The sequence below is a fragment of the Williamsia sp. 1135 genome, from assembly GCF_002095395.1.
Taxonomy (GTDB): Bacteria; Actinomycetota; Actinomycetes; order Mycobacteriales; family Mycobacteriaceae; genus Williamsia.
This window is the reverse complement of sequence record NZ_MJEI01000104.1, coordinates 200285-212775: the sequence shown is the minus strand read 5'-3', so window position 1 is coordinate 212775 and position 12491 is coordinate 200285. Positions and strand designations below refer to the sequence as shown.

12 protein-coding genes and 1 pseudogene are annotated in these 12491 nt (G+C 66.4%); 4 read left to right on the top strand and 9 right to left on the bottom strand.

The window, feature by feature from the left end:
* Nucleotides 1-170 precede the first annotated feature (170 nt).
* The gene (locus BFL43_RS23195; protein ID WP_084895175.1) at nt 171-2120 is read right to left on the bottom strand and encodes an acyl-CoA thioesterase/bile acid-CoA:amino acid N-acyltransferase family protein; all 1950 of its coding nucleotides are present in this window, start codon (nt 2118-2120) and stop codon (nt 171-173) included.
* A 182-nt stretch (nt 2121-2302) separates the two neighbouring features.
* Here BFL43_RS23195 and BFL43_RS23190 point away from each other — a divergent pair, with 182 nt between their 5' ends.
* Nucleotides 2303-2521 (top strand): hypothetical protein, encoded by a 219-nt coding sequence (locus tag BFL43_RS23190; protein WP_084895173.1) that lies wholly within the window; start codon nt 2303-2305, stop codon nt 2519-2521.
* Here the strand turns inward: BFL43_RS23190 and BFL43_RS23185 are convergent.
* Together BFL43_RS23185 and BFL43_RS23180 are read right to left on the bottom strand one after the other, a co-directional pair.
* Complete coding sequence (locus tag BFL43_RS23185; protein ID WP_084895171.1) at nt 2484-3266, bottom strand: DNA-formamidopyrimidine glycosylase family protein; 783 nt, start codon at nt 3264-3266, stop codon at nt 2484-2486. The genes BFL43_RS23190 and BFL43_RS23185 overlap by 38 nt on opposite strands.
* Before the next feature lie 25 nt (nt 3267-3291).
* Entirely contained in the window at nt 3292-3987 is a 696-nt protein-coding gene (locus BFL43_RS23180) for a GntR family transcriptional regulator (RefSeq protein WP_084895169.1), read from the bottom strand.
* A 64-nt stretch (nt 3988-4051) separates the two neighbouring features.
* Here BFL43_RS23180 and BFL43_RS23175 point away from each other — a divergent pair, with 64 nt between their 5' ends.
* A complete protein-coding gene (locus BFL43_RS23175) occupies nt 4052-5305 on the top strand; it encodes a benzoate/H(+) symporter BenE family transporter (protein WP_084895167.1) in 1254 nt (417 codons plus the stop codon).
* On the opposite strand, the gene BFL43_RS23170 is transcribed toward BFL43_RS23175, so the two are convergent.
* Nucleotides 5280-6884: an ATP-binding cassette domain-containing protein gene (locus BFL43_RS23170; RefSeq protein WP_084895165.1), complete on the bottom strand. Its 1605-nt coding sequence runs from the start codon at nt 6882-6884 to the stop codon at nt 5280-5282. The genes BFL43_RS23175 and BFL43_RS23170 overlap by 26 nt on opposite strands.
* A 190-nt stretch (nt 6885-7074) precedes the next feature.
* On the opposite strand from BFL43_RS23170, the gene BFL43_RS23165 reads away from it, so the two are divergent.
* Together BFL43_RS23165 and BFL43_RS23160 are read left to right on the top strand one after the other, a co-directional pair.
* Complete coding sequence (locus tag BFL43_RS23165; RefSeq protein WP_084895163.1) at nt 7075-7521, top strand: GNAT family N-acetyltransferase; 447 nt, start codon at nt 7075-7077, stop codon at nt 7519-7521.
* 55 nt (nt 7522-7576) lie between these two features.
* Complete coding sequence (locus BFL43_RS23160; RefSeq protein ID WP_084895161.1) at nt 7577-7897, top strand: hypothetical protein; 321 nt, start codon at nt 7577-7579, stop codon at nt 7895-7897.
* Between the two features lie 17 nt (nt 7898-7914).
* Here BFL43_RS23160 and BFL43_RS23155 read toward each other — a convergent pair whose 3' ends face one another.
* From BFL43_RS23155 to BFL43_RS23135, 5 genes and pseudogenes are all read right to left on the bottom strand, one after another.
* Nucleotides 7915-9006 carry an MSMEG_0565 family glycosyltransferase gene (locus BFL43_RS23155; protein WP_084895159.1) on the bottom strand — a complete coding sequence of 364 codons (1092 nt, stop codon included), beginning with the start codon at nt 9004-9006 and terminating at the stop codon, nt 7915-7917.
* The gene (locus tag BFL43_RS23150) at nt 9003-9839 is read right to left on the bottom strand and encodes a carbon-nitrogen hydrolase family protein (protein ID WP_084895156.1); all 837 of its coding nucleotides are present in this window, start codon (nt 9837-9839) and stop codon (nt 9003-9005) included. The genes BFL43_RS23155 and BFL43_RS23150 overlap by 4 nt, the downstream gene beginning before the upstream one ends.
* Nucleotides 9840-9870: 31 nt before the next feature.
* The gene (locus tag BFL43_RS23145; protein ID WP_084895154.1) at nt 9871-10194 is read right to left on the bottom strand and encodes an MSMEG_0570 family nitrogen starvation response protein; all 324 of its coding nucleotides are present in this window, start codon (nt 10192-10194) and stop codon (nt 9871-9873) included.
* A pseudogene (locus BFL43_RS23140) lies at nt 10187-11081 on the bottom strand (carbon-nitrogen hydrolase family protein). The gene BFL43_RS23145 and the pseudogene BFL43_RS23140 overlap by 8 nt, the downstream one beginning before the upstream one ends.
* Nucleotides 11078-12490 (bottom strand): MSMEG_0567/sll0787 family protein, encoded by a 1413-nt coding sequence (locus tag BFL43_RS23135; RefSeq protein ID WP_084895152.1) that lies wholly within the window; start codon nt 12488-12490, stop codon nt 11078-11080. Before BFL43_RS23135 ends, BFL43_RS23140 begins: the two are co-directional and overlap by 4 nt.
* Nucleotide 12491 lies beyond the last annotated feature (1 nt).

The following is a 12491-nucleotide window of genomic DNA, read 5'->3' as shown; positions in this document are numbered from 1 at the left end:
GTCGGTTCCGGTGCCCGCGACGGACGATCGGTCGTGTCATTAGGACCGATCTCACCGTTCCGACCTGGCACTCACGGTTGTCGAGTGCCAGCCACCGTTTTAGCACTCACAGGTGCCGAGTGCAAGGTGGCGACGACGCCGGAGGGCAGAGGTCGACCATGAACGCCTGATCAGACAGGAACCCGCGCAGCGAAGCGTAGGACGGCCGCCGTCGCGGCCCGCTGGGCATGCCCCTGCCCCGAGGGGGTGCCGCCGAACGCGATCCCGCCGGTCCACTGGGCGGTCGCGGGCAGGGTGGCGAGCCGGATGAGGTGTCCGGCGTTCTCGAGCTTCAGGAGTTCGTCCGCCGGATCGGAACGTGCTGCGAGCAGTTCGGTCGCCATCCGCGACGAGGGCCAGAGTTGATCGTCGGATCCGGCGATGCAGAGGATGGGGACGTCGATGAGTTCGGATGGGAGCCGGGCGGCCGCGGGACCGGCCGCGTCGAGTCCCGCGGTGTACGCGGCGTGCAGTCGCAGCAGGCTGGGCGTGCGGTGCGCGATGTCGCGGTGCACGCGCCAGGCGTTTCTGATCAGCTGCGGCATCAGCGACCCGGTCGGTAGCGGCGTCCAGCTCAGCGGCTCGCCGCCGAAGGTCCACGACGCGGTGTCGGGGAGTTCACCGTCGGGCCCGATTGCCTGCCACGAGACCGAACTCGGACTCACGAGTACGAGGCCGCCGACGGGGAGTCGCGAGACGGTGGCCGCCGCTGTGAGGCCTTCGGCACCGCGAGAGATCCCCATCGCGGTGAGTCGCCCCGCGTCGACCCCGGGAGTCCGGGCCAGCGCGTCGATGGCCGCGCCGAACCGCTCGAGTGGGATGTCGACCAGCTTCGGCTCAGGATTGTCTGGCGATTCCTCATCGACCCAGGAGTAGGCCAACGCCGCGACTCCGTTGGACGCCAGGGTCGCGATGGTGACGCGCTGGGAGTCGACGCCGCCTTCGGACCCACCGAAGCACGCGACGGCCGGCCACCCGGCCGCCGGAGGGTCGCCTGCGGGTAGCGCCAGCAACGCGGGCCGCCCGCCGATGTCGAGGTCGGAGATCGCCACTCCTGGCGCCTGCGGTGATCGCAGCACGGTTCGCCGGACCAGCCCGTCGGCGGAGGTGGCCTCGAGCACCACCTGCCACGGACCGACCGGCGGCACGAACAGTTCGGGAACCCGGTCGCCCGTCGAATCCGGACTCATCGCCCACAGTGGTGCGTCCGGGTCCGCGGCAGTCCAGTCGCCTCGGTCGGGCGCCTGCAGACCGACATCGACGACGCCGTCGGCCGACGCGGCGAATTCTCCGCGACTCGACCAGTGCGTACCGAAGAGGTCGACACCGCCTGCGGTCACCATGACCGCCGCACCCGGATCGGCACCGGAGATCTGCAAGCCGAATCCTTCGTCGTGCCTGGACTCCGCCGGGGCTGTGATCGTGAGCCGACTGGTCGCGACGTCGGGTTGCGGCGCGGGCTGCGCGGCGGCCACCGGGACGTCGACCGCCTCTCGGGCGGAGACCTCCTTCGACCTGGCGTCGAACCAGTTGGGGAAGACCGACGAGACCAACCCGGCCAGGCCCAGCAACGTGAACGGTGCGACCCAGTAACAGATGATCGACAACGCGTCGCCGTCGTCCTTGATCGTGGCGTCCCCGTCGACGATCGGCGGGATCATCGACAACACGGTCATCGCGCCGAAGGCTGCCACCCACATCCAGGTCATCGCGGTCGTGATGTAGGTGAACCCGCCACTCGCCGCTGTCTGCGCGTCCACGGATTCTTCTGCGTACTCGCGCACGAACGGCCTGCCGATGAGAACCCCGACCAGTGCGATGAGGAACAGCCCCAGGTTGCTCAGCGGTTGCAGCCAGCGCTCGAGAACGTTCTCGTCGAGCGTCAGTGCCGCAGTGGTCAGCACCGCGAAGACCGCGACCGTGCCGACCTCGAGAGTGCGAAACGGTTCACCCCGTAGGCGCTGGAACACCTGCCCGGCGATGGTCAGTCCGAACGACACCAGGACCGCAGTGACGAAGCCGGCGTTACCGACCAGAACCCAGAAGACGATCCACGGAGCAAATCCGATCACAAATCCCACAGCCGGCCCCTGTCGACGGACTATCCGATGCAGCGCGCTCGCGCTCCGTGAGCATCTAAGGTTATGGCAGAAGTGCCCTGTGAGCGGGGTTTACGACAAGGAATGAGCCGCCATGTTCGGCAAGACCTGGGTGCCGGGCACGGCCACGATCGTCGCCGTCAACATCATCAAAGTCAGCAGCGATGGACAGACCCCGACACGGGAGTTCGCAGCGGACAATCCACGTCGGCCTTCGTCCCACCGCCATCGGCTACAGCGTCTTCGTGTTGGCCCTCGTGATCCTTGCCGCGGGTGCAGCGATCTGGCGGGTCCGCACCGATCGACCGTCGCCACCTGATGCCGCTGCGGACGATGCCGAGCTGGTCACGGCGGCGGCTGACACAGCGGGCACCAGTAGATGACACGATCCATGTCGGTGATGGTGCCGAAATCCGCCTTCTTGATGGTGGTTCCGCACCTACGGCACGGCCGCGCCGCCCGGCCGTAGACCCAGGTTCGTTCACCGGGCCGGTCGACGTTGGTGACCCGCATCGACCTCGTGCGGTTGTATTCGAGAACCTGCTTGGCCAGCGCGACCCATTCGCTCAGATCGCCAGCATCGGCGACGGGCACTGCAGGATGGGTGCGGCGCAGAAAACACATCTCGACCCGAAAGACGTTGCCGATCCCGGCGAGATTGCGTTGGTCGAGCAGCGCGAGACCGATCGGACGGGCCGGGTCCGCGCCGAGATTGGCGATGGCGACGTCTGCGTCCCAATCCGGTCCGAGCAGGTCCGGCCCGAGGTGCCCGACCGCTTTGTCCTCCTCGGTCCGGCGCAGGATCTCCAACTTGCCGAGCTCGAACCCTACCGCTTGGACGGTGGCCGTCTCGAGGATGATTCGGGCCTTGAACCCTGGGCGACGCCACTTCTCGCCCTTCTTGTAGATGTCCCAGCGACCTTCCATCTTCAGATGGGAATGCACCGAGACGTCGCCGACGCGGATCAGCAGGTGCTTGCCACGGGCGATCACCTCATCGACCTGCTTCCCGCTCAGGTCGACTGTCGCATATCGCGGGACCCGAACATCGCAACGCGTCAATGCCTTTCCGGCAAGGGCACGATGCAGTCTGGCGGCCGCCTGGAAAACTGTGTCACCTTCTGGCATGACGTCTTGGGTGCTCCTCGCGTTCTCAGTTCGGTGATCGCTGCCGAAAGTACGTCTCGATCGTGTCGGCGGCGGTCGAGATGTGTTGCCGCAACACCGCCACCGCCTGCTGGACTTCACGTGCCACCGCGTGCTCCAGAATCTGCCGGTGCTCGTCCTGCGCCAACTGACCGGTACCCAATTCTGCGAGATGGAACCTCAGGTAACGCTCTTCGTCGTCGAGTTCCGCTGCGATCAGTCTCAGCAACTTGGCATTCGGATTGCGCCGATACAGCGAGAGGTGGAACTCGGAGTTCAGCCGGCCCAGGTCCGCCAAAGGGGCTTCGCCGTCCATCCCGAGCAGGCATTCGCGCGCACGGTCGAGATCAGCCGAATCGAGCAGCGGTATCGAGCCGCCGAGTGCCTCGGGTTCGAGCATCGCCCTGATCCGGTAGGTATTGACGACGTCGGCGGCGTCGACAGAGATCACGACAGCGCCCTTGTGCGGCACGTTGTCGACGAGTCCACGCGCCGACAGCGCGAGAAGCGCCTCGCGGACCGGCATCCGGCTCACCCCGAACACCGCCGCGAGTTCGGCTTGGCGCAGTGGGGTCCCGCTCGCCAGATCTCCGCCCAGGATCGCTTCGGCCAGGGTGTCTTCGATGACCGTGCGCGCATGATGGACCGCCGTGGGCCGCAGCCCCAGGGTGTCCAGGACGTGCGTCGAACGCTTCGGTGGCATTACTTCCTCTGTAGGATCATTAGTTTATTGGATCCAAGATCCAATCGTACCTTACGATGGCCGGGTGACCCCCGATCCGACGTTCCCGCGCGCGCCGCTCTCGCAGCCGATCACCGCCGGCGTCGTGGCCGCGCTCGTCGGCTTCACGAGCTCGTTCGCGGTAGTTCTCACCGGACTGCGGGCAGTCGGCGCGTCGGCCGACGAGGCCGCCTCAGGACTCTTCGCCCTCTGTCTCGCGATGACGATCGGGATAGCCTTTCTCGCCCTCCGCTACCGGATGCCGATCACCCTGGCCTGGTCCACTCCCGGAGCGGCGCTCCTGGCCGGCACGGCGAGCCCCGATGGGGGTTTCCCCGCCGCGGTAGGAGCGTTCGTTCTTGTCGGCGTGATGGTGCTGGCCACCGGGCTGTGGCCCCGTCTGGGCGCTCTGGTGCAGGCGATTCCGACCCCGATCGCACAGGCCATGCTGGCGGGCATCGTGCTACCGCTGTGTCTGGAGCCCGTTCACGCGTTCGCGGACGAACCGCTGGCGATCGCCCCGGTGGTGCTGGTCTGGCTTGTCCTGAGCCGCTACGCGAAACGCTGGGCGGTGCCCGCCGCATTCGCAACCGCAGCCGTGGTGATCGCTGTGGTCATCCTGACCTCGGACAAGACCATAAGCGGCGACTCTCTCATCCCACGGTTGGATCTTGTTGTCCCCCAGTGGTCGTGGCAGGCCTGCGTGGGAATCGCGCTGCCCCTCTACATCGTCACGATGGCGTCGCAGAACTTGCCGGGAACGGCAGTGATGTCCAGTTTCGGGTACCGAATCCCCTGGCGGCCATCGATGCTGGTCACCGGAGCCCTGACGGCACTGGTCGCCCCCGCCGGCGGACACGCGGTCAATCTCAGCGCCATCAGCGCCGCCCTGGCCGCCGCGCCGGCCGCCGAGCCGAACCCCCGCCGCCGCTGGATCGCAGCGGCCACGGTGAGTCCCGCCTACCTGGTACTCGCCTTCAGTTCGGCTACTGTGGTCGCGCTGATCACCGTCGCCCCTGCCGGCCTGGTCGAGACCGTCGCCGGGCTCGCGCTGCTCGACACACTCGCCGGGTCACTCGCGGCGAGCCTGCGGGACGAGAACACCCGCACCGCGGCGGTTCTCACCTTCGTGGTCGCAGCTGCGGGGGTGACCGTGGCCGGGATCGGATCGGCGTTCTGGGCCCTGATTGCCGGACTGATCGTGTACGTCGTACTGCGGAAATCGCCGGACCCAGAAGACCTGCCACCCGAGAAACCCGAGCGGCGAATCCCGGTCAAACCCGATGAGGCTCCTCGGTGACCGTGAGCTGCCCGTCCGCTAGATGCAGCTCCCTGGTGACGCCGAGTCTGCGCAGGAACTGTTCGTCATGACTGACCACCAACAGCCCTCCCCTGTACCCGGCCAGCGCCTCGATCAGCTGATCGACACTCGCCATGTCCAGATTGTTCGTCGGTTCATCGAGGACGAGTAGTTGCGCAGGTGGCGCGGCCAGCAACAGCTTGGCGAGCGCCACCCGGAAACGCTCACCTCCGGAGAGGACGCCGACCTGCTTGTCGACGGCCGCGCCGCGCAAGAGGAATTGCGCCAATCTGGCGCGGATCTCGTGCGGGTCGGTGGCCGGGAGAGCCGTCCGGATGTTCTCGAGCGCACTCACGTCGTCGTCGAGCCCATCCAAACGCTGTGCCAGATAACCGATTCGGTCCGTGTGCGCGATGGCATACGGTCCATCCGCCGGTGGCTCCGAGCGCCATAGCGTCGTCAGCAAGGTTGTCTTCCCGCTGCCGTTCGGGCCAGTGAGCGCTACTCTTTCCGGCCCTTGGAGCACCACGACGTCGTCGCCACAATGTATCTCGGCCAGCCGTCTGCTGTTCGGCACATCGGGATCGGGGAGGCTGATCCTGATCTGTTTGTCCTCCCGGATCAGTTCGCCGGCGTCCTCCACCGCTCTGCGCGCATCGCGGATCTTGGCGTCAGCCTCTGTGCGCGTTCGACCGGCCGATGCCTCGGCGTTGTTCTTCCTCTTGCCGACCAGGATCTTGGGTAGATTCTCTGCTTTCGCCTTCCCGGACTTCGCACTCCGAGCGATCCTCGTCTCGGCCTCGATCCGCTGGCGCCGTTCGGTTTTCAACACCTGCTCGGCAGCACGCAGATCTCGCTGAGCTGCGCGCTGCAGCTGTTCGACGTGGTCGTGGTAGGCAGTCAGCGGGCCGCCGAACACCACCAGCTCGCCCTCTCTCAGTTCTGCTGTCGTGTCCATCAGTTCGAGCAGCGCGGTGTCGTGGGATACCACCACGAGAGTGCCGGGCCAGTGGTCGAGCATGGTGTAGAGCCGCTCGCGCGCGCCGCGATCGAGGTTGTTGGTCGGCTCGTCGAGCAGCGAGATCGCAGCGCCTGCCAGCCGTAGACCGGAGATCGCCACGAGCATCGCCTCACCGCCGGACAGCGTACCGACGTTGCGGTCCAGCGTGATTCCCGCCAGACCCGCCTCGGCGAGCAGCTGCGCCGCCCGGGCGTTGACATCCCAGTGATCCCCGATGACGTCGTAGTGCACGGCATCGGTCGACCCGGATTCGATCGCGGCCAGCGCCTCGACCTGCGCTCGGACACCGAGCAGATCGGCGACAGTCCACTCCACCTGTAGCGACAGGGCCTGGGGCAGATAGGCCACGTCACCGAGCGTGACCACCGATCCCGCACTTGGAGCGAGCTCCCCCGCCAGCAATCGGAGCAAGGTGGACTTCCCCGTGCCGTTGGCGCCGATCAGACCGGTGCGACCGGTCCCGATGGTCGCTGTGATGCCGTGCAGCGCGGTGGTCCCGTCGGGCCAATCGAAGCCGAGGTCGCGCAGCAGGATGGATGATTCAGAATGCGGACGCATGTGACTCCCAGGATGCAGTGATGGAATGCGCCAACAACTCATCCCGCGGCGTGCGCGGTGGTGTCAGGCGCGTCAGGACGCGAAGACGCCGGAGGAGTTCACGTGAAGCCTCACTGCAGGGAACACTGGCAGCAGCGATTGTGCCCCCTCTCCGGCGCGGGGGCAACTGTTTATTGGGCACACTGGACCGATGGTGAGCATCCGATCCGCACGTCCTGATGACGCACACGCGGTTTCCATCCTGATCAACGACGCTTTCACGCCCTACATCGACCGGATCGGCACCGAGCCCGCGCCGATGCACACCGACTATGCGGTCCTCATCGACTCCGGCACGGTGTGGGTCGCCGAGGACGAGGACCAGTTGGTCGGCACGATCGTGCTGACCCCGAAGGCTGACCACCTGTTGCTCGACAACCTCGCGGTGCCCGCGCTCGCCCGTGGACTCGGAATCGGGGCGCTCCTACTCGACTTCGCCGCCGAACACGGCCGGGCACTCGGGGTGGCCGAAGTGCGGCTCTACACCAACGCGGCGATGACCGAGAACCTGGACTTCTATCCGCGGCGCGGGTTCGTCGAAACGCATCGGTCGACAGTCGACGGCTTCGACCGGGTGTTCTTCTCCAAACGGCTGTGACCCGCGCCGCGCGGGTTACGATGGCGACCAGAGGTGAACCACTGGAGGTGACCGGATGTACCTACAGGATTTTTCGGCTGCCGGCGCCCTCACGCAGGACACCGCCGAGCAGATCTCCTGGAAGACAGCCGAATACAACACCAAGATCGTCCTGGTCGTCGATCACCGGCGGTTGTACGCGCACCTGTTGTCGCTGTGCTGGGACGAGCTGGACATCCGGACGGGGACTCCGATGTCCATCGTTGTCGGCGACCGAGAAAGCGGCGATGACGACGAGGATCGTCGCGCGCTGATCGACATGGTCGATTACATCCGGGAGATGACCGCAACTGCACCTACCAGGGCAAGGCGCCGTCGCCGGTTCTCTTTCCACTGACCCAGTCCGGACGCCGCTCAGGCACCGACTTCGCGATAGAAGTCCAGGTGCGCTCTCGCCGCCGCTTCCCAGGTCAAACTGTCGGCGACTTCTCGACCGAGTGCCACCCGCACCGAATCGGTGACCATCGCGGCGTTCATCTCGGTGGCGAGATCGGCCGGGGTCCGGGCATAACGGACGGAGCCGCCGAACACCTCGTGCAACACGGGCAGATCGCGGGCGACGACGGGGACACCCGCGGCAAGGGCCTCCATGGCGGCGAGGCCGAAACCCTCTTTCGTGGACGGGAAAGCGAAGACTGCGGCCTGGGCCACCAGGGCGGGCAGCTGGTTGTCGTCCACCTGCCCGAGCACGATCGGCTCGATCCCCAGTTCGACCGCGCGCCGATCGAAGTCGGCTCGATAACCGCGGTAGTCGAACAGGGTGTCGCCGCCGGCGAAGACGAGGGCGAGCTCAGGATCGTCCCGGCGCATCAGCGCATAGGCCTCGAGCAGGTCGATGCTGCCTTTGCGCGGCTCGATGCCTCCGACAGCGAGCACGTATCTGCCGAGCCTGTGTTCCCACAGTGCACGTGCGGCAACCGCATCCGGCGCAGCGGTGGCTGCACCGGCGAACCTGTCTGCCTGCACCCCGTTCGGTATGACGGTCGGCTCGAATCCCCACCCGAGGTGAACCTCGTCAGCAACGGCCGACGAGACGCAGATCCGGGCATAGGGCAGGGTGATCGCCTTCTCGTGACAGGACGCGAGAATCGGCGTCGTGAACTGATCGAGGTGATGAATGGTACGGATACAGCGACCGACCGCGTTCGCACTGATGCAATCCTGCGCATGGACGATATCGGCTGCACCACGGTCGAATTCGTTGCCGAGCACCTCAATGGACCGTACGATCCGATCGGTCACGGTGTCGCCGTCGAAATCATCGAAGCGTGCAAGTCGCACGGTGACGGCTGGATCGACCTCACGGAAGAACCCCGGATCTCCACCGCGCGCCAGCGACCACACCGTGACATCAGCGCCCAGTTGGGCGAGCGCCTCGGCGAGATTGAGTGTGTGCACCACCCCACCGCGTGGCTTCGTCGAGTAGGTCAGCAGCGACACCCTCATGGCCGTTCCTGCCGGTACGTGTCGACCCGACGTTCATCCAGATGATGGAGAACTCGGCGAGCGCGATCGATCTCTGCGTCGATGTCGATGTCGCACACCGCCATACCGCCCTTCGCCCAGGTCTTGGCGAGCACCTCGCCACCGGGTCCGACCACCTTGGCCTGGCCGAGGAATCGCAGCTTGTCCATGACCCCGGTCTGGTTCGACGAGACGAGGACCACCTGGTTCTCCGCGGCCCGCGCCGCGTCGTAGAGATCGAACAATCGCGACTGGCGGTCGTTGGGTAGACGTGACGCCCGGTCGGTGACGCTGGCGGGCCACGCCGACAACGCGGCGATGATCCGCGCCCCGTCGAGCGCCAGGGTCCGCGCAGACTCCGGAAATGTCTTGTCGTAGTCGATCAGCATGCCCATCCGGCCGACCGGGGTGTCGAACGCCGAGAAATCATCGCCCGCGGCGTACGCGAGCGATTCTCCCGCCGGCTGATGAACCTTTCGGTGGGTTCCGAGAATCCCGTCGCCGGTCAGGCAGACCGCGGTGTTGTAACGCTCACCCGCAGCGGCCTCGGTGTATCCGACGCAGACCGTCATGGGCCCGGCCGCGGCGACGATCCGCGCCAGCTCCGGCCCGTCGGTCTCGACGGCGGGCGGCAGGTGTTCGATGTCGGGGGCGCGCAGATCCCCGATGTAGCCGCCCAGCGATGCATCGGGAAGCACCAGCAGGTCGATGCCGTCGCGAGCCGAGGATTCGATGATGCCGACGATCTTGTTGACCGCGCGTTCGACATCCCTGCCGAAATGGGCTGCCAGTGCGGCAACTCGTATGGGTGCCATAAGTGATCAGACTAGTGTCGCGGCGGTGGCTTTATCGACCGCGCGCGATCTCGGTGTCCGAGGGAGCGATCAACTCCGCACCGGTCATGGCCAGCACCTGCACCGTTCCCTCGGGAGTCCGCCGCGCCACACCCTCGATCTCCGCCAACTGAGCCGCTGCCGAAGTACACGCGAACCCGAACTTCTCCCGCACCCGATCGCTGGCTATTCTCAGCGCCGTACTGGTCCGGGACACGAACTCTGTCACCGGATACTCCGCACCGACCTCCAGATGCTCATGCATCACCAGCGACGGCGAATAACACTGCTGCCGTGCGCCGTCGGGCCACTGCACGGTGAAAGTCATTTCAGGCATAGGTGAGCTCCTCGAAAGTACTGGGTGCGGTGACGCTGCCGTAGGCCGATGGCCGCCGATCGCGCAGGTTGTACATCCCGCCGCCCCGGCGCGCTGCCCAGCGCTTCGGCGACGTCGATGGTTGCGGTCGCGAGGCCGGGCTCGATTCCCGTGTCTGCCACAACCTCTCCGCCTGGACCGACGATCTTCGCGCTGCAGACGAATCGAAGAGAACCGAATGTCCCGGCCTGATTCGACGACACCCAGATCAGCTGATTCTCCAGCGCACGCGCACGATCGTAGATGTCGAACCGCTGTTTCCAGCGATCGTCCTCCATATCGGGTGTGGTGTTGGTGCGCGAGGTCGGCCACGCCGAGATCGAGGCGATGATCTCCGCACCGCCCAATGCCAGCTCCCGGGCGGCCTCCGGAAATGCCTTGTCGTAGCAGATCTGCATGCCCATCCGCCCGACCGGTGTGTCGAACGTCGAGTATCCCGAACCTGCTGCGTAACAGAGATTCTCGCCGAGCGGCTGATGGACCTTGCGATACGCACCGAGGATACCGTCGCCGGTCAGGGTGACCGCCGCGTTGTACCGGGTGTCGCCGTCGGCCTCGCAGAACCCCAGGGTGACGGTCATGTCGCCCGCCATCTCTGCGACCTTGGCCAGTTCGGGACCGTCGAGTTCGAGTGCGGGTGGCAGATTCTCCAGCCGACGTCGGCGCGCCTCTGGACTTTCGTCGCTGCCGCCCAGTGAGGGCAGATACCCGCCGAGACATGCCTCCGGTAGGACCAGCAGGTCACTGCCCTTCTCTTGGGCATCGGAGATCAGCGCACCGATCGTGCGGTAACTCTCGTCCATGTCGCGGCCGAACTCTGCCGCCGCGACCGAGATCGTGGTCGTCATGCTGTCCCCAATCCTGTGACAGTACTGCGCACCGCTTGTGTGACCTGCCCGTCGGGCCAGCGCAAGCCGACACCGGGGGCCTCGGTCAGCTGTCCGCAGACCGCGCTCTGTGCGGGGCCCGCATCTGGAACCGTATGTCCGGGTGCGTCAGTGGTGATCATCGCGAATCCCGGGAATGCTGTGATCCATTCACCCACGGCCACACCGGACGGTCGTGGGATGGCGGTGACGTCGAGCACCGCTCCGGTACCACTGGCTTCCGCGAGCATCCCGGTGGTGCCGACAAGGCCCGCCATGCTCACGTCCTTCGCGGCGGCCGGTGCGGCTCGCTGGACGAAACTCGCCATCTGCGCGAGGTCCTCGGCGCTGCGATGCGACGTCGAATCCCACTGGTGCCCAGCGTATCCGCGTCGCCATTCACCACCGAGGTCCGCGGTCAGCCGCAGCGAATGCCCCACCTTTCCACCACCGGCGGGCACCGGAGCCGACGTGCGTCCGAGCGCAGTGACCGAGAGCGATGACGGGACACCGGCTTGGGTGTGTCCTCCGAGGACCGGGACACTCCAGGCCGCGGCAGCTTTCGCCATCCCACGGATGATGCGGGTCAATTGGGACCGGGTGGGCGCACCGACGGCGTCGAGCAGACCCACCGGGGTGGCGCCCATCGCCGAAAGATCGTTGAGATTCACGAGCACCGCACACCAGCCGGCCCATTCTGGGTCACGCTCGACCATCGAGGGGATGATGGCGTCGCACGCGGCGATCATGTCGGTTCCGGGCACCGGGGTACCGTCGTCGCCGCGAAAACCACTGGGCCCCAGCCCCGTGGCCTGCTGCCCCAGCGGCGCCAAGACGTCGGCGAGCATGGCCTTGGTGCTCGCGACCAGGCGTTCGATCTTGTTGATCGGCCATCGCATCGCGGCATGTGGCACGCCGGCAACATCGACATCACCGATGTGGTCCCAGCCGAGCCGAGAGAACATCGACCGATATCGCTGCTGCACGGCGGCGTCGAACCGCAGGACTCCGGCGTTCTCTGCGTGGGCACAGGCAGCGCGCACCAGCGCCGGCCCCACACCCCGGGCCTGGTCGGTGGGTGCGACCACCAAGCGGCTACCGGTCCACCACCCGATGTCTTCCGAGGTCGCCGGCGCCAGCCGTACTCCACCGAGGAACGTGCCGTCGTCGCCGATCGCACACAGCACGACGGTGCGCGGGTCGTCGTCGATGTCATCGTGATCGGTGCCGGCGAACAACCCCTGCTCGACCACAAATGCGTCGTGCCGCAACGCGTTGTAGTCGTCGAGATGCCTTTTGCTCTCCGCGGGTTGGATCAGGAAGCCGACGGACGGCGTCGCCACCGGACGTGGGCCGGTCAGTATCGCGAGATCTCGCGCTGCCACCTGCATG

Excerpts from the sequence above, each read along its gene's own strand:
- BFL43_RS23190 (WP_084895173.1), top strand. The coding sequence starts at position 2,303 with ATGGACAGACCCCGACACGGGAGTTCGCAGCGGACAATCCACGTCGGC.
- BFL43_RS23185 (WP_084895171.1), bottom strand. The coding sequence starts at position 3,266 with ATGCCAGAAGGTGACACAGTTTTCCAGGCGGCCGCCAGACTGCATCGT.
- BFL43_RS23180 (WP_084895169.1), bottom strand. The coding sequence starts at position 3,987 with ATGCCACCGAAGCGTTCGACGCACGTCCTGGACACCCTGGGGCTGCGG.
- BFL43_RS23170 (WP_084895165.1), bottom strand. The coding sequence starts at position 6,884 with ATGCGTCCGCATTCTGAATCATCCATCCTGCTGCGCGACCTCGGCTTC.
- BFL43_RS23165 (WP_084895163.1), top strand. The coding sequence starts at position 7,075 with ATGGTGAGCATCCGATCCGCACGTCCTGATGACGCACACGCGGTTTCC.
- BFL43_RS23160 (WP_084895161.1), top strand. The coding sequence starts at position 7,577 with ATGTACCTACAGGATTTTTCGGCTGCCGGCGCCCTCACGCAGGACACC.
- BFL43_RS23155 (WP_084895159.1), bottom strand. The coding sequence starts at position 9,006 with ATGAGGGTGTCGCTGCTGACCTACTCGACGAAGCCACGCGGTGGGGTG.
- BFL43_RS23150 (WP_084895156.1), bottom strand. The coding sequence starts at position 9,839 with ATGGCACCCATACGAGTTGCCGCACTGGCAGCCCATTTCGGCAGGGAT.
- BFL43_RS23145 (WP_084895154.1), bottom strand. The coding sequence starts at position 10,194 with ATGCCTGAAATGACTTTCACCGTGCAGTGGCCCGACGGCGCACGGCAG.
- BFL43_RS23135 (WP_084895152.1), bottom strand. The coding sequence starts at position 12,490 with ATGCAGGTGGCAGCGCGAGATCTCGCGATACTGACCGGCCCACGTCCG.